Source organism: Gallibacterium genomosp. 1 (genome assembly GCF_001678575.1).
GTDB lineage: Bacteria > Pseudomonadota > Gammaproteobacteria > Enterobacterales > Pasteurellaceae > Gallibacterium.
In genome coordinates this window covers 31,972-49,236 of record NZ_JTJP01000042.1, presented here as the reverse complement: position 1 = coordinate 49,236, position 17,265 = coordinate 31,972, and the positions used below count along the sequence as shown (strand labels likewise).

The window sequence follows — 17,265 nt, the reverse complement described above, 5'->3', positions numbered from 1 at the left end:
CCTCTTTACTAAAGAGGGGAATTATCCTTTAGTAAAAACGCTTTGTGAACCATTCTGTATTTTGGGTACTGTATATTACAAGTTCCATTTTTGTTATTCTAACTAACCAGTCCCCCTCTTTAGTAAAGAGGGGTTAGGGGAGATTTGTCAATCCTCAGCACCACTAAGAGAGATTTGTACTTGTTCTAAAAATAAATAGATCTGTTCTACAACATCCTCAATCTCATAATAAATCTCGTCATTGCTAAACCTCATCACTGTAAAACCTAGAAATCTTAACTCATCATCTCTTAATCGATCTTTTTCTTGATGCTCAGCCTCATAATGATGAGAACCATCTAGTTCGATAATCAGCTTTGCCTTTGCACAATAAAAATCTACGATATAATTCAGCAATGGCTTTTGACGATTAAAGCGAAAGCCTAATAACTGATCTCGATTAATCCGTTGCCATAAATTACCTTCAGCATCAGTCTGATTTGAACGTAATTTCTGTGAAAGTTCCTTTAAATTCTTAGAGTAAGGCTGCATTCTAACTAAAATCTACTATTTCAAAAATATTCTATTAGCTAACAATATATTATTTAGCAAGCCGTTCTTTCGCTCGTGATACCGCCAAATGCAATCGCTGCTCTAATATTTCTTTACTCGGCAACACCGTCATATATTCAGCGATATGAATATCTGAATGGTTTAAATCTAATAATTCAACTTGCTCTTGCTTTTTAGACGTACATAAAATAATACCTAAGGGTGGATTTTCCCCTTCTTCTTGCTCATATTTCGCAAGCCACGCCAAATAAAGTTCCATTTGGCTTTTGTGGGAATGTTTAAATGCTTCGGTTTTTAATTCAATGGCAATTAGACGTTTTAATTTACGATTGTAAAATAGCAAATCAATATAAAAATCATCATTATCAATCTGAATACGTTTTTGCCGTGCAATAAAAGTAAAACCCGCTCCCAATTCTAAAAGAAATTGTTCAACTTCTCTTAAAATTGCATCTTCAAGATCTTTTTCTAAATAACGATCATTAAGTTCTAAAAAATCCAAAATATAAGGATCTTTTAAGATCATTGATTGATTATATTCGCCCTTTTCTCGCAATAAAGTTAATTCTTGGCTAATAGTTTCATCAGGCTTTTTCGAGATTGCGGTGCGTTCAAATAGCAATGAGCCAATACGATTATCAAGCGTTCTCACCGACCATCTTTCTTGTGCTGCCATCGTGGTATAAAAATCTCGTTTTATTGGATCATCAACCGCAATGATCAATTTAAAATGCGACCAACTTAATTGTGCACACAGTGTGTGCACAATTTTGGGATCAGGAAAAGCGGCAGCAAACTGCATTAAATAACTAAGATGTCTTTTACCCCAGCCCTTCCCAAATTGCTCTGTTAGGCTTTTAGACAAATTCTTAATCACTTCCTTGCCATATTCCGCCCGTTCATTGTTTAGAATATGCTGATTAATCCGCTGTCCAATATGCCAATAAAGCAAGGTAAGTTCCGCATTAACGGTAACTGCAACACGTTGTTTACTCGTTTGAATAAGTTGGCTAATTTCACCAACTAATTGCTGTTCGCTTCTCACAAGTAGCTTTTTTGTCGTCATCTAAAACCTCTGCAAAACTTACCGCACTTTTATTTATGGAGTAAACACTTCTGCCAGTTTCTTATAATCCAAAATTACTTCACCACTATTCAACAACAGTGCTGGAATTCCCACATAGCCATTTGCTTTGGCGTTATCAAACACCGCTGACTTATCACGCAAACGCAGAAATTGTTTAAAATTGGCTAATGAAGACAGTATTTCCACTGGCTCGTAATCCACATTTAAGCGTTTCAACTCTGCCACAAAAGGGGCAGTATCAGGGCAACTTTCGGCGAAAAATAAAATCGGTTTATCCATTATAGTTGCCCTTTTTGTTCTGCCAATGCTAATGGATTCGGTGTTGGTTCAGCAACCTTCGTTAAACGATTACGATCTTGATGATGAAACGGCTCATCGTAATTAGGAATTACCATTACAGTATCTTGCTCATATGACCACGTACCATCATTATTGATAGTTACAGTAATAGTATAACTTTCTGTACGGAAAGATTGTTCTAAAAATGGATTAGAAATAATACCATTCGTTAATGAACCACGTTGTGCGGTTAATGTAAATTTCTTGGCATCTACACTAGCATTACCAGTAGCAATTAAAGTTTGTCCGCGAGGAATACTTAAGGTTAACAATAAATTTCCTGTTGCCGGTTCCCATAGCCAATAACCAACTTGATCGTGAAATGTTTCCACTTCATTTGGTTGCACAATATGGATATGATAACGCAAACCATAAAAAAGCTGCGGTCCGTTAGTTTGTGGATCAATAGGTTGTAGCTCGATATGTTCAATATAAGGATCTTTTACCGCTCCTTCCGCTTTTGGATTAATATCTAATCCTCGTTTTCCTTCCCATATACCAGCCATTGCTGTTAATGGCCCAAGATTAGCAAGAGTATTCACATCCACATCTGGTTCAGTGTAGATATCTTTAGGATATTGAAATTCTTTCATTGTTCCTGCCTTATTTTTTGTTACATCCTGGGAATCCCAATGCTTCGCGACTGGCATAATAAGCTTCCGCCACACCTTTAGTTAACGCTCTAATACGCAAAATATAACGTTGACGTTCGGTTACAGAAATGGCTTTGCGGGCATCTAACAAGTTAAAACTATGTGCCGCTTTTAAAATACGTTCATACGCCGGTAAGGGTAATGGTTTTTCCAATGCCAACAGTTCTTGAGCTTCTTTTTCATATTGTTCAAAAGCCTTGAAGAGGAAATCAATATCAGCATATTCAAAGTTATAAGTGGATTGTTCTACTTCATTTTGATGGAAAACATCACCGTAGGTGGTTTTACCGAGTGGGCCATCTGACCACACTAAATCATACACGCTATCCACGCCTTGAATATACATCGCTAAACGTTCTAATCCGTAGGTAATCTCACCAGTTACTGGACGACACTCCAAACCACCCACTTGTTGGAAATAGGTAAATTGTGTTACTTCCATACCATTTAACCAAACTTCCCAACCAAGCCCCCACGCACCAAGCGTTGGATTTTCCCAGTTATCTTCAACAAAACGAATATCATTTTGTGTTGGATCAAAACCAAGCATTTTAAGAGAACCAAGATAAAGCTCTTGAATGTTATCTGGAGAAGGTTTGATCACCACTTGAAATTGATAATAATGTTGCAAACGGTTTGGATTTTCGCCGTAACGACCATCAGTTGGGCGGCGTGAAGGTTGCACATAAGCAAATGCCATTGGCTCAGGACCTAATGCACGAAGTGCCGTCATTGGATGAGAAGTCCCTGCACCTACCTCCATATCAAACGGCTGAACGATAGTACAGCCTTGTTCCGCCCAATATGCTTGAAGTGCAAGAATCATCCCTTGAAACGTTTTAATGTTAAATTGTGTTGTCATAATAAAATCTTTGTGCAGTCAGTTTCTAAAAAAATAACGCTATTCTACTTGATTTTTTGGTTAATGAGTAGAATTAAGCTCTACTCCCTTTTATATTTATTTTCTTTTCCATTTTGGTCTTTTCTGTGACTTTACTCAAAAAACACTCTTTTTCAATTAGATCAATCCACTTTTTTGAAGTAAAATTATCTTGATTATTTAAATAATGAAGTTTTATTTTAAAATGTCTATTTATTATTCAAGGAGCAATCTATGCGTCTTATTCCATTACATAATGAACAACAGGTAGCAAGATGGGCAGCGCGCCATATTGTTGACAGCATTAATCGTTTTTCTCCCACTAAAGAACATCCATTTGTTCTTGGCTTACCAACTGGCGGCACACCGCTCGCTACTTACAGAGAGTTAATTAGGCTTTATCAACAAGGTGAAGTAAGCTTCAAAAATGTCGTTACTTTCAATATGGATGAATATGTCGGTTTGCCAAAAGAACATCCTGAAAGTTATCACTCCTTTATGTTTAATAACTTCTTCAATCACGTTGACATTCCGCTTGAAAATATCAATATTTTAAACGGTAACACTGATGATCACGATGCAGAATGCCAACGTTACGAAGATAAAATTAAATCTTATGGTAAAATTCATCTGTTTATGGGCGGTGTCGGTGAAGACGGACATATCGCATTTAATGAGCCGGGCTCTTCACTCTCTTCTCGTACTCGCATTAAAACTTTAAATGAAGATACTTTAATTGCAAACTCTCGCTTCTTTAATAATGACATTAATCAAGTGCCAAAATATGCCTTAACCATCGGGGTTGGAACTTTAATGGATGCGGAAGAGGTAATGTTGTTAATTACCGGTTATCGTAAAGCTCAAGCATTACAAGCCGGTGTAGAAGGCGCTGTCAATCATCTATGGACAATCAGCGCATTGCAAATGCATAGCCGTGCCATTTTTGTCTGTGATGAGCCGGCAACACAAGAACTAAAAGTTAAAACTGTGAAATATTTCAAAGAATTGGAATCTCACGCAATTCATAGTGTAAGAGAATTAAAATGAAAAAATATGCGTTAGTTAATAGTATTATCTATACAGGAGCTGAGATCCTGTATGATCACACTTTGATCGTAAATGACGATAAAATTGCAGATATCGTTAAAACCGCTGATCTTGATCCGGCTCTTGATACTATCGATCTTCAAGGTGCTAACCTTTCTGCCGGTTTTATCGATCTGCAACTTAATGGCTGCGGTGGTGTAATGTTCAATGATGATTGTTCTGTTGAAACATTGGAAATTATGCAGGCAACCAATTTAAAATCCGGCACTACCAGCTTTTTGCCAACATTCATTACCGCTCCTGATGCTGAAATGAAACACGCTGTTGCGGTAATGAAAGAATATCTTGCCAAACATCGCAATCAGGCGTTAGGGCTACATCTAGAAGGACCTTATTTAAGCAAAGCCAAAAAAGGTGTTCATCGCGAAGAATTTATCCGTGAAATTTCTGATGAAATGCTCACTTTTTTATGTGATAACGCTGAAGTGATTACAAAAATGACGATTGCTGCGGAAAATCCTACTGCGGATCATATCGCTGAATTTATTAAAAATAATATTGTTGTTTCTATCGGGCATTCCAATGCCACTTATCAACAAGCGAATGATCGTTTCCAACAAGGTGCAACTTTTGCAACCCATTTGCATAATGCAATGTCACCGGTATCCTCCGGGCGTGAAATGGGTGTTGTCGGAGCAGTGCTGGATAATCCTAATGTTTATACCGGGATCATCGTTGATGGCTTACACGTAAATTTCGGCAATGTACGTATTGCTAAAAAATGTAAACAGGACAAGCTCTGTTTAGTCACTGACGCTACCGCCGCCGCCGGCGCTGATATTGAGTCATTCCAATTTGTGGGCAAAACCGTTTATGTTCGAGATCACAAATGTTATGACGCTAACGGTACAATCGGTGGTTCTGCTGTTACTATGATCGAATCAATCCGTAACTGTGTAAATGAAGTGGGTATTCCTTTAGACGAAGCCCTTCGTATGGCAACGCTCTATCCAGCTCGTGCTATTCATATTAATGATAGATTAGGTAGTTTAGAAAAAGGAAAGATTGCCAACTTAGCAGCCTTTAACCATAAATTTGAAGTAATTGGCACTGCAGTTAATGGTAATTGGCACTTTAACTAACTCTTTTATCCAAAAATTGCGATAATTATTTTATCGCAATTTTCTTTTTTATAATTATTCATTTATTAGCTAATCCAATTGTTTTACAGCCAACCTCTCCATTCACACTTTTATAAATCTATTTTAATTGCATATCAATGGACAACCATCCGACTATTTCTAATAAAAAAACAACAAATTGGCTATTCTCTATGCGAACAGACCGAAAAATCTTTTTTTCTAAAAAAATGTGTTGACGAGACTTACAGATATCAGCATAATTAGCGCCGCAAAAACGATGGCTATGTAGCTCAGTTGGTTAGAGCACAACACTCATAATGTTGGGGTCACAGGTTCGAATCCCGTCATAGCCACCATTGCGGGACTGGCGAAATTGGTAGACGCACCAGATTTAGGTTCTGGCGCCGTGAGGTGTGTGGGTTCAAGTCCCTCGTCCCGCACCATTTTGCAACTTTCATAAAGTTGGGGTATCGCCAAGCGGTAAGGCACCGGGTTTTGATCTCGGCATCCCTAGGTTCGAATCCTAGTACCCCAGCCATCTTTTATTAATAATCATCTTTTCTGTTGGGGTATCGCCAAGCGGTAAGGCACCGGGTTTTGATCTCGGCATCCCTAGGTTCGAATCCTAGTACCCCAGCCATCTTTATTAATAAATCCCCCTTTAGATTGGGGTATCGCCAAGCGGTAAGGCACCGGATTCTGATTCCGGCATTCCTAGGTTCGAATCCTAGTACCCCAGCCATTTTCCTTGAATTCCGCTTTTTTAAGATTATATTTCACAATTACATCATTTTTGGATCAGGATATTGATAAACAAAATCTAAATCTCTACAAATTTTATCCGCCAAAATAATTCTCTCCACTTTCCCCTCTTCCGGTAAAAAATGAGGCAACGGCAATGATAATTTTTCCGCCATTGTAGTATAAAAATCTTGTTTTAATGGATGAATCGGTGCAACTAAATTATAACGACGATGATGTGCCGGCGTTTCCAACAATAATTGAATTGCTCGTATACAATCCGTTAAATGAACTAAATTAACAGTCTGATTCGCACCTTGAATATTTTCTTTTCCGGAGAAATGATAAACCGGATGCCGATCTTCCCCGACTAAACCAGCAAAACGAATAATATCTACATCAATATCTTGCAAATCCCATAATCGTTGTTCAATTTCCAAAAGTGCTTTACCCACATCCGATGTCGGTTTCGGCAAATAATCCTCATCAAACACACCAGAAATCATTGGATATACAGAAGTTGAACTAATAAAAATAATATGCTGAACATTATGTAAAAGCGCCTCTGTCAATAAATTTTCAACACTCAAAATATAATTATTAAGATCAAAAAAGTATTCACTAGGAGGAATATTGATAACTAAACTGCCAACATCTAATAAAGCTTCAAAATCATCAGGATCCGCATTAATAGCCGGAGTTAACTCAAGTTGATAACACTCAATACGCTGTAATCGCATATGTTCTGAGCCTTCGTGTGTCCTTTTACTACCTTTTACTAGCCACCCTAAACTTTGTAAATAACGCCCCAATGGAAATCCTAACCAACCTAACCCTATAATAGCAACACTTCTCATTTCATTCCTATTTTTCATTTACTCTTTCCTTCATAAAAAACATATCCTATTTAATGTCCATTACAAAGTCAAAAAGATAAATCAATAAAAAAGATTATTCACTAAAAAAATTGAGCATATAAACAAAATAAATCTAATTAATTACATAAAAAACACCAATATTAAATAAGAAACATTAATTTTTAAAATATAAAATAACCACACAAAAACAAAAGATTTTTTACAAAAAATAGCTAATAAATTTTATTTATTGATTTTACTTTCATACAAGTAATGTATAAAATCCACAAAATTTTTTAGGGTATAATTATATGAAAAAACATTTTTTAGCATTAAGCGTTTCTCTTGCATTAGCAACTAATGCATATAGTGTAGGAATGCCAGAAAAACTGATTATTTTTGGAGACAGTCTTAGCGATAACGGTAATATTCTTCGCTTTACTTATAACCAAGAAAATGTCTATAACGAATATCTAGCCAATTATTATGGCTATAGTTCTCCTCGACACGATGGAAATTTTTTAACCAAAAGAAATCAAGATGGACCTAATTATGCATTAGGCGGAGCTGTTGCTAATGATTATCTTGGTGGATTGCAGGGGGCTTTATCACCAAAATTAAGCGATGAAATCAATAATTATCTAGGAAGTCGTCGCAATACTCAAAATCAAGATTATAAATATATTTTTTGGATTGGTGGCAATGATCTCCGTTTAGCCGATGATGATATTAGTTTAGGTGATCCTAATATTTCAACAGACCAAAGCCAAAACAAAAAAATTCAAGGTAGTATTGAAGCCGTAGAAACACAATTAAAAAAATTATTGATCAATGGGAAGGCTAAGTTTGTAATTGTGCCAAATGCACCAAATATTGCGAACACCCCAAATTTTACTAACAATTTTCTTTCTGATGGGCGCATTTACTTTGACGGTTGGAAATCATTGCTTGGTGGGCGCAAATTTCTTGGTTTCGGTTGGATCAATAAAGATGACGTTATCCGTTTTTTAGATGATCAAAATAATCACGGTCGTCCAGCAAAAGACGTTATTTACGATGCTTTTGAATTTGTTTTGCGTAAGCATTATAACATCCCTCAAGGTAAGCCATTAACTAGTGCCGCCTTTCAAGAATTGCAACAATGGAAAAGACAATTTGAGCGTGTATATAAAGCAGAAACGTCTTTGGTAAATACATTTAATCAAGGTGTTGATAAAGTAATAGAAAACTTAAAAGCTCAGCATCCTGATGTTACTTTCATCCGCCCAAATATCCAATTATTACTAGATGAGGTAATGTCTCACTATACTGAATTTGGCTTTAATAATGTTTCCGGTTCTGCTGCAAATCCTTTTACCAGTGCAGTAGTTGGTTGGGGAGCTGGAAAAGGGCGTGTTGCGGCTTTTGAACCAATAGACGGGCAAAAAGGTGTTAAAGATAAAAATTATCTTTGGGGGAAAGGTTACCAATTCGTTTTTGCTGATCAATTTCATCCTTCACCAAAAACACATCGTATGATCGCAGATTATATTATGTCGTTACTAGAATCTGAGAGTGGAGATCCAACCGATTTAACAGTAAGACGTGTAAGCACCACACCATTTAATAGCACAGCTAATAATATTTACCATTCTGCTGAAGGCGATGGTGTTTTCCATGTTGATATGCATAGTAATGATATTAACAAATCAAACCTCAATATTTTTAATGACGGTCGCGCTTTATTCGCCAGTAATGGTGGCACAATCCAATTAACTAATACAAATATCACCTCTCAAGGGCGTTTAGGTGGAATTATCAATGCAGAATTAGGGGGTAAAATTTATCTTACTAATGGTCATATTGATATTTATCGTACTAACCCTTATGTTGCCCCTTTCGGTGTAATGGTTAATGGACAAAGCTCAGAAGTTGAATTAAATAAAATCAAGTTGAATACCTTTGGTAAGGAAACGACTGCAATAACGGTTGGTAATAAAGCAACTTTACGCTTACAAGACAGCCAAGTAAAAACCAATGGTATCGGTGCAAATGTTTTGAACTTATGGGATAGCACCGCAACAATCATCAATTCAACACTGAATACAGAAAGTGAAGGTGCAAGTGCAATTCGTGTTTTTGCTAATGACGAAGGTAATCTTTTATCTCAATTGATGATGAAAGGCAGTACAATTTCAGCAGAACACTATGCGATTAAAGTAGCAAAAAATGCGACTAAGAATTTGCCGGTGTTTGAAGCTTCAATCAATAATTCTGTCATCAATGGCGGAATATATACTGAGAAAAATGCAAAATCCTATTTCACAATTGATAATAATAGCCAATGGAATATGTCTAAAAATTCCAGTGTTTATCAGTTAAATTTAAGCGATTCCAGTCTTAACTTATCGCAAACTACAGACACTTGGCAGCCAAAAACTTTGGAAATCTATGAAGGTTTAATTGCTCAAAATGCACGAATCACATTAGGAACAGATTTAGGTAATGATAATAGCCAAACAGATAAAATCTCTGTTAGCGGTGATAGTATCATTAATGGTAATTTGCAGATTGAAAAACGTTATTCATCTTTAGGTGCAAAAACCCAGTTTGGGATTAAAATTATCGATCTGAATGCTAATAAAGTTAATATTGGTAATCTAACATTAGCTAATGATGTTACAGCAGGGCTTTATCAATATGTTTTATCTCACGGCGGTGTAGGGGCTGATGATCAAAGCGATTACTATTTAACATCAACTTACATTAAGCAAGATAATAAAATTATCCCTGTTATTATTGCACCAACATTAGAAGAAACCACTCAGCCGGTAGAAAAACCGGTTGTGCCTGCTGAAGTGATCGCTAAAAATGAACAAGCTGTGCCTGCTGAAGTGATCGCTAAAGATGAACAAGCTGTGCCTACATTAGCAGAAACTGCTCAGCCGGTAGAAGAACCAGTTGTACCTGCCGTAGTCATCGCTAAAAATGAACAAGCTGTGCCTGCATTAGCGGAAACCGTTCAGCCGGTAGAAAAAACGGTTGTACCTGCCGTAGTCATCGCTAAAAATGAACAAGCTGTGCCTGCATTAGCAGAAACCGTTCAGCCGGTAGAAAAACCGGTTGTACCTGCCGAAGTCATCGCTAAAAATGAACAAGCTGTGCCTGCATTAGCAGAAACTGTTCAGCCGGTAGAAGAACCCGTTATGCCTGCTGAAGTGATCGCTAAAGATGAACAAGCTGCGCCTTCATTAGCAGAAATTGCTCAGCCGGTAGAAAAACCAGTTATGCCTGCTGAAGTGATCGCTAAAAATGAACAGGCTACTCCTTCATTAGCAGAAACCGCTCAGCCGGTAGAAGAACCAGTTGTACCTGCCGTAGTCATCGCTAAAAATGAACAAGCTGTGCCTGCATTAGCAGAAACCGTTCAGCCGGTAGAAGAACCAGTTATACCTGCCGTAGTCATCGCTAAAAATGAACAAGCTGTGCCTGCATTAGCGGAAACCGTTCAGCCGGTAGAAAAACCTGTTGTACCTGCCGAAGTGATCGCTAAAAATGAACAGGCTACTCCTTCATTAGCAGAAACTGCTCAGCCGGTAGAAGAACCAGTTGTACCTGCCGTAGTCATCGCTAAAAATGAACAAGCTGTGCCTTCATTAGCAGAAACCGCTCAGCCGGTAGAAGAACCAGCTGTGCCTGCTGAAGTGATCGCTAAAGATGAACAAGCTGTGCCTGCATTAGCAGAAACCGCTCAGCCGGTAGAAAAACCGATTGTGCCTGCTGAAGTGATCGCTAAAGATAAACAAGCTGTGCCTTCATTAGCAGAAACCACTCAGCCGGTAGAAAAACCGATTGTGTCTGCCGCAGTAAACACGCAATCAGTACCAACCAGTTCAGGACAAGGTGAATTAACAGTAAATAAACTAACTAAAACTCAAGAATTAAACGAATCTAACGAATTAAATAATTCAACAGATATTGTTAAAAAACGAGCTAAACGCCATATTAATGATTCAGAAGCTACATTATTAGCAACAAATAATCTATATCAAGACACTCCTGTAGTAACTGCACAAAATGGTACTACTGCCCCTGCAAGTAAAGCAGCTGAAGTTCAACAAGACGAATCTAATGAATCAAATAGTTCAACAAATCTTGATGATAGTACAGCTGCTACAAATAAAACTGCTAAACAAACTCCTCAATCAACAGCTGATAATAGTAAAACGGTTTTACCAACCTCAATAACAAACGGTACACCGATAAATCGTTTATTAAATGCTGATGCGTCTTTAATTGCCGCATTACCTTATATCAGTAGTTATGTAGGTCAGTTACACCTTGATTATTCCAGAAGAAATCCAAATACTCCTCTTTGGAGTCAAACCAGTAATTTAGATTATTGGGTAAATATGGCATATGCACATAATGATGTGAAAGGTAAAGCGTTTTTGAACATCAAACAAAATAGTCAAATTTTGGCTATTGGTAAAGATTTAGTAAGTAATACCGATAATTTAATTGGTATCTCAGCAACTTATTCAAAAACAACTAGTAATGTCAAAAATGAAATTAATGAACATCTTAACCTTAACCCGTATGTAGGTAAAGTTACCTCAGAAATGGTTTCGGCTAATGGTTATTTTGCACACAACTGGAATAATTGGTATGCTCAAGCAATTATCAGTGCGGGGCGTGTAATTCACGATTTCAAAAATAAAGATAAAATACGTTATAAACAAAATGGATATATTTTAGCGAGTGAACAAAATATTGGTTATCGTTATCCGTTTAATCAAGATTTAACACTTTATGCAGATCTTGGGTTACAAGAAAGCTATCACCGCTATAGCGCGATTTCAGTAAAAGATATCAATGTTGACGCTGTCAGAGAAAGTCAGGTTAATGCCTTAATCAATCTGGGCGCTGATTATCGAGTAGCAAATTTCGCTTTATCATCTAATATTAGATTGATCAAGAATTTACGTGATTTCGATCACCTCATTATGAATAATGAATGGATTGAAGATAAATTTGTTAAAGATAGTGCTGCACTCTCTGCAAATGCAAGATATTATTTCACAGATAATATTTCAACCTTTATTAATTTAGAGTATTTGCGTTCTTTAACTAAAGAACAAAAATTGAGAAGAATGAATTACCAAGTGGGTATGAGTATTCAATTCTAAAAATAAAGACAAGAAATTGAAATAATTCATTAAGCTACTAATAAAGGTCTAGATAAAAACTAGACCTTTATTCTAAAAGCAAATCTACAATAAAAAATCATAGATTGACTAACTGCATAACTGAATTTTATCTTAAAATTCGCTGATTAATGCGCTTGATCCCAATTATCCCCAAAATTAACATCAACAATGAGAGGAACACTTAATTTAACGGCATTTTCCATCATATCCTTGATAATTTTTTCATAGTATTCGACTTTATCCTCTTTGACTTCAAAGACTAATTCATCGTGTACCTGCATAATCATTCGAATATCGTTTTTATCGGCAATAAAGCGATCAATATCGATCATCGCTTTTTTGATAATATCGGCGGCAGTACCCTGCATCGGTGCATTGATTGCCACTCGTTCAGCTGCTTTACGACGCATTCCATTGCTTGATTTTAATTCAGGTAAATAAAGCCGTCGTCCCAGCAATGTTTCAACATATCCTTGTTGTTTTGCTTTCTCTTGAATATCACTCATAAACTGTTTAACGGCAGGATAACGATGGAAATAACGATCTATATAGATCTGAGCCTCATTACGAGGAATTTGTAATTGACGTGCCAATCCAAATGCACTCATCCCATAAATTAAGCCAAAATTGATCGCTTTAGCACGATAACGTTGTTGTGAAGTAACTTGTTCCAGCGGAACATCAAACACTTCAGCAGCAGTAGAGCGATGCACATCCAAACCGTGAGAAAAAGCATAAGCCAAACCGGCATCTCCAGAAAGATGTGCCATAATTCTTAACTCAATTTGTGAATAGTCTGCAGCGACCACTTTAAATCCTTTTTCGGCAATAAATGCCTGACGGATTTTTCTGCCCTCTTCACTACGGGTCGGAATATTCTGTAAATTCGGATCGGATGATGATAAACGACCTGTAATAGTAACTGCTTGATGATAAGAAGTATGCACACGACCGGTATCCGGATCGATCATTTGTGGTAGTTTATCCGTATAAGTAGACTTCAATTTACTGAAACCTCGATGCTCTACTAATAATTTCGGCAATTCGTGTTCATATGCTAACTCTTCTAGCACCTCTTCATTCGTTGACGGCGCACCTTTAGGCGTTTTCTTTAACACTGGTAAACCGAGTTTTTCAAACAGAATTTCTTGTAGCTGTTTAGTTGAAGCCAAATTAAATGTTTGTCCGGCAAGTTGATGTGCTTGCTGTTCCAATTGGATAAGTCTAGCACTGATTTCCTGCGACTGCTGATAAAGCAGATCACTGTCAATCAAGACACCGTTACGTTCCATTCGTGCTAAAACTTGAGAAAGGGGCAATTCCACTTCAGTAAAAAGTTTAACTAAACTTGGTATTTGATTAAGTTGCGACCACAAAGCCTGATGCAATTTAAAGGTAACATCTGCATCTTCCGCTGCATATTCAGCAGCTTTGTCAATTGTGATCTGATCAAACGTAAGTTGCCCTTTACCTTTACCTGCCAAGTCTTCAAAATGAATAGTATCGTGATGTAAAAAACGTTTTGCCAAATTATCCATATTATGGCGACCGGTGCTATCCAAAATATAGGATTCCAACATTGTGTCATAAACAACGCCCTGTAATGTAACACCGTGTCTGGCAAGAATGGTCAAATCATATTTTAAATTTTGACCGACTTTCTTAATATTCGGATCTTCTAAAATCGTTTTTAACTCAGCTAAAACCTGATCCCAGCTAAGCTGTTTCGGGCAGTCAAGATAATGATGTTGTAGTGGTAAATAGGCAGCATCACCATTTTCTAATGCAAAAGATAAACCAACTAATTTTGCCTGCATATAATTCAAACTATTAGTTTCAGTATCTATCGCAAACAGTGTTGCTTTGCTTAATTTTTCACGCCACTGTGCTAACTGTTCTTCCGTTAAAATAGTTTGATAACGACTACGATCAATTTTGGCTGAAAAAGGCTGAATCTCACGACTCGGCGTTGCTTTTACTACCTTAACATTTTGCAATGAAGACACTGTATTTTCATTTAAAATTTCATTTAACCAACGTTTAAAATCATAACGTGCATAATATTCAATTAATTGATCACGGTTTTCACTTTGCAAGGTGAGTTGTTCAAAAGTAACTTCCAACGGTACATCTGTTTTTATGGTTGCCAATTTATAGGAAAGATCCGCATCTTCTTTGCCGGCAACAAGTTTATCAGCCAATTTTTTTGCGCCACGAATCGGTAAATCAGCAATTCTATCTAATTGTGAATAAATATCAGCAATACCACCAAGCCCTTGCAACAATGCAACAGCCGTTTTATTACCAACACTTGGAACACCGGGAATATTATCCGAACTGTCACCCATTAATGCCAATAAATCAATGATTAATTCTGGCGGTACTGAATATTTTTCAATAACTCCCTCACGATCCAATAAAGTGTTAGTCATTGTATTGATCAGCATAATTTTATCATCGACTAATTGAGCCATATCTTTATCACCGGTACTGATCAATACATTACGCCCTGCTTTGGAAGCCTGCTTAGCTAATGTACCAATTACATCATCCGCTTCAACGCCTTCAACAATCAACAAAGGCAATCCCAACGCTTCAATCATTTGATGAAGAGGTTGGATTTGCTGGCGTAAATCTTCCGGCATCGGTGGACGGTGTGATTTGTATTGTTCAAACATTTCATCACGGAAAGTTTTCCCTTTTGCATCAAATACCACTGCGATATGTGTCGGATTAACCTCTTTTAAGAGGCTTTTCAACATATTTAATACGCCATACATTGCGCCGGTCGGTTCTCCGGCGGAATTGGATAATCCTAAACGAAAATTGGCGTGATAGGCACGATATAAATAAGATGAACCGTCAACAAGGACAAATGGATTTTCTGCGATTTGCGGCATAACTTTCTCGATTTGATTTAATGAATAGATAATATTTTTATAAAAGGGTCATTCTAAGCAGTGAAAATGAAATTGCAACCGGAAACCAAATAAAAAGAGCCCGTTTTTTGGCGGACTCTTAGTTGGGGTTGATTGAGAAAAATTACTTGTTCAATTTTGCTTTGTAAGTTGGATTCATTAAGTTTTCAACAGAAAGAATATCATTTAATTGTTCTTCAGTAAGTAAACCTAATTCCAACACCACTTCTTTTACACCTTTGCCGGTTTTCGCACAGATTTTTCCGACTTTATCACCGTTATGGTGTCCGATAAATGGATTGAGGTAAGTCACGATACCAATTGAATTAAAGACATAATTTTCACAAATTTCTTTATTTACGGTAATGCCATCAATACATTTATCTCTCAAGTTAACGCAAGCGTTGGTAAGAATACTGATAGATTCAAACATCGCTTGACCGATAACCGGTTCCATTACGTTAAGTTGTAATTGACCGGCTTCAGCTGCCATAGTGACAGTAATATCGTTACCCATTACTTTGAAGCAAACTTGATTAACTACTTCAGGCACAACCGGATTAACTTTCGCCGGCATAATGGAAGAGCCTGCTTGTAATTCAGGTAAATTAATTTCATTTAAGCCTGCACGAGGGCCGGAAGAGAGCAAACGCAAGTCGTTACATACTTTAGAAATTTTAACCGCAGTACGTTTTAACGCACCGTGAACCATAACATAAGCACCACAGTCAGAAGTTGCTTCAATTAAATTTTCTGCTTTGACACAAGGCAAACCAGTTACTTTTGCTAAATTCTGCACAACTAAATCAGTATAGCCTTGAGGTGTATTCAATGCTGTACCGATAGCTGTTGCCCCAAGATTAACTTCCAACAATAATGCAGCAGTTTTTAATAAATTCTTAATTTCTTCATCAATTAACACTGCAAATGCTTTGAACTCCTGACCGACAGTCATTGGAACAGCATCCTGTAATTGAGTACGCCCCATTTTTAAAATATTGGAAAATTCGTTTGCTTTATTTTGGAAACCATCGTGTAAATATTGTAGTTTCTCCACTAATTTTAAAATGCTGTTATACACTGCAATACGGAATCCTGTTGGATAAGTATCATTAGTTGATTGGCTAGCATTGACGTGATCCATCGGGTCTAAGAATTGATACTCACCTTTTTTATGACCAAGGATTTCAAGTGCGATATTGGCAACAACTTCGTTAGTATTCATATTAACGGAAGTTCCTGCTCCGCCCTGATAAATATCAGACGGGAATTGATCCATACATTTTCCAGTAGTCAAAATTTCATCACAAGCTGCAACAATTGCATCAGCAATATTTTGTGGAATAGCACCAAGTTCACCATTAGTCATTGCAGTAGCTTTTTTCACCATTACCATTCCACGTACAAATTCAGGCACATCAGAAATAGTATTATTAGAAATATTGAAATTTTCGATAGCCCGAAGGGTATGAATTCCCCAATATACATCAGCTGGAATTTCTCTTTCACCAAGTAGGTCAACTTCTTTACGGAATTCGCTCATAAAACACCTCAAATTATTTATTTTTAATAAAAATCAAATTGATAACTAAAGAAAAATCTTTTTTTATCAATCTCTGTCAATCTATTTTTCGCGTATTATAAAAGTTGTTTTTATGAAATTTTGTGATGTGGATCATAAAATTTAAATGAGCAAATAGGAGTTATTTTTATTTAATTTATTAGTTTTTTTTATAGATTAAGAATAAGAAAAAATTTTTAATTTCCCTCTTGAAAGTGTCTTTGTGATCCCCATTTCTACAAACGTTCAACAAACTGGGTAAGATACCTAAAAATCAATTTTCGCTAAAATGTATAGGA

11 protein-coding genes and 5 tRNA genes are annotated in these 17,265 nt (G+C 36.8%); 8 read left to right on the top strand and 8 right to left on the bottom strand.

Annotated elements, in window-relative coordinates; genetic code table 11:
- Positions 1 to 147 precede the first annotated feature (147 nt).
- The 5 genes from QV04_RS08320 to glyQ are packed head-to-tail and all read right to left on the bottom strand — an operon-like array spanning position 148 to position 3,493.
- Positions 148 to 531, bottom strand: a complete 384-nt coding sequence (locus tag QV04_RS08320; RefSeq protein WP_065230844.1) for an endonuclease domain-containing protein — start codon at positions 529 to 531, stop codon at positions 148 to 150.
- A gap of 49 nt (positions 532 to 580) precedes the next feature.
- Positions 581 to 1,618, bottom strand: coding sequence for a PDDEXK nuclease domain-containing protein (locus tag QV04_RS08315; RefSeq protein WP_065230845.1), 1,038 nt, complete (start codon positions 1,616 to 1,618; stop codon positions 581 to 583).
- Between the two features lie 33 nt (positions 1,619 to 1,651).
- Entirely contained in the window at positions 1,652 to 1,918 is a 267-nt protein-coding gene (locus tag QV04_RS08310) for a hypothetical protein (protein WP_065230846.1), read from the bottom strand.
- The gene (locus tag QV04_RS08305) at positions 1,918 to 2,571 is read right to left on the bottom strand and encodes an FABP family protein (protein ID WP_065230847.1); all 654 of its coding nucleotides are present in this window, start codon (positions 2,569 to 2,571) and stop codon (positions 1,918 to 1,920) included. The genes QV04_RS08310 and QV04_RS08305 overlap by 1 nt, the downstream gene beginning before the upstream one ends.
- A 10-nt stretch (positions 2,572 to 2,581) precedes the next feature.
- On the bottom strand, positions 2,582 to 3,493 hold the full coding sequence (gene glyQ, locus QV04_RS08300) for a glycine--tRNA ligase subunit alpha (protein WP_039137156.1): 912 nt from the start codon (positions 3,491 to 3,493) through the stop codon (positions 2,582 to 2,584).
- A gap of 252 nt (positions 3,494 to 3,745) precedes the next feature.
- Here glyQ and nagB point away from each other — a divergent pair, with 252 nt between their 5' ends.
- The 7 genes from nagB to QV04_RS08265 all read left to right on the top strand — a co-directional run bounded on the left by nagB (position 3,746) and on the right by QV04_RS08265 (position 6,442).
- Positions 3,746 to 4,558 (top strand): glucosamine-6-phosphate deaminase, encoded by an 813-nt coding sequence (gene nagB / locus QV04_RS08295; protein WP_065230848.1) that lies wholly within the window; start codon positions 3,746 to 3,748, stop codon positions 4,556 to 4,558.
- Positions 4,555 to 5,700 (top strand): N-acetylglucosamine-6-phosphate deacetylase, encoded by a 1,146-nt coding sequence (nagA, locus tag QV04_RS08290; RefSeq protein ID WP_065230849.1) that lies wholly within the window; start codon positions 4,555 to 4,557, stop codon positions 5,698 to 5,700. Before nagB ends, nagA begins: the two co-directional genes overlap by 4 nt.
- A gap of 279 nt (positions 5,701 to 5,979) precedes the next feature.
- Positions 5,980 to 6,056, top strand: a tRNA-Met gene (locus QV04_RS08285).
- A gap of 2 nt (positions 6,057 to 6,058) precedes the next feature.
- Positions 6,059 to 6,143, top strand: a tRNA-Leu gene (locus tag QV04_RS08280).
- A 20-nt stretch (positions 6,144 to 6,163) separates the two neighbouring features.
- A tRNA-Gln gene (locus QV04_RS08275) sits at positions 6,164 to 6,238 on the top strand.
- 27 nt (positions 6,239 to 6,265) lie between these two features.
- A tRNA-Gln gene (locus tag QV04_RS08270) sits at positions 6,266 to 6,340 on the top strand.
- Positions 6,341 to 6,367: 27 nt separating this feature from the next.
- Positions 6,368 to 6,442 (top strand) — tRNA-Gln (locus tag QV04_RS08265).
- Positions 6,443 to 6,482: 40 nt separating this feature from the next.
- On the opposite strand, the gene QV04_RS08260 is transcribed toward QV04_RS08265, so the two are convergent.
- Positions 6,483 to 7,298 (bottom strand): NAD(P)-dependent oxidoreductase, encoded by an 816-nt coding sequence (locus tag QV04_RS08260; RefSeq protein ID WP_065230867.1) that lies wholly within the window; start codon positions 7,296 to 7,298, stop codon positions 6,483 to 6,485.
- Positions 7,299 to 7,609: 311 nt separating this feature from the next.
- Here QV04_RS08260 and QV04_RS08255 point away from each other — a divergent pair, with 311 nt between their 5' ends.
- Complete coding sequence (locus QV04_RS08255; RefSeq protein ID WP_065233385.1) at positions 7,610 to 12,466, top strand: SGNH/GDSL hydrolase family protein; 4,857 nt, start codon at positions 7,610 to 7,612, stop codon at positions 12,464 to 12,466.
- A gap of 146 nt (positions 12,467 to 12,612) precedes the next feature.
- Here the strand turns inward: QV04_RS08255 and polA are convergent, their stop codons facing one another.
- Positions 12,613 to 15,387 carry a DNA polymerase I gene (gene polA, locus QV04_RS08250; protein ID WP_065233384.1) on the bottom strand — a complete coding sequence of 925 codons (2,775 nt, stop codon included), beginning with the start codon at positions 15,385 to 15,387 and terminating at the stop codon, positions 12,613 to 12,615.
- Positions 15,388 to 15,529: 142 nt separating this feature from the next.
- On the bottom strand, positions 15,530 to 16,948 hold the full coding sequence (aspA, locus tag QV04_RS08245) for an aspartate ammonia-lyase (protein WP_065233383.1): 1,419 nt from the start codon (positions 16,946 to 16,948) through the stop codon (positions 15,530 to 15,532).
- Between the last annotated feature and the right edge of the window lie 317 nt (positions 16,949 to 17,265).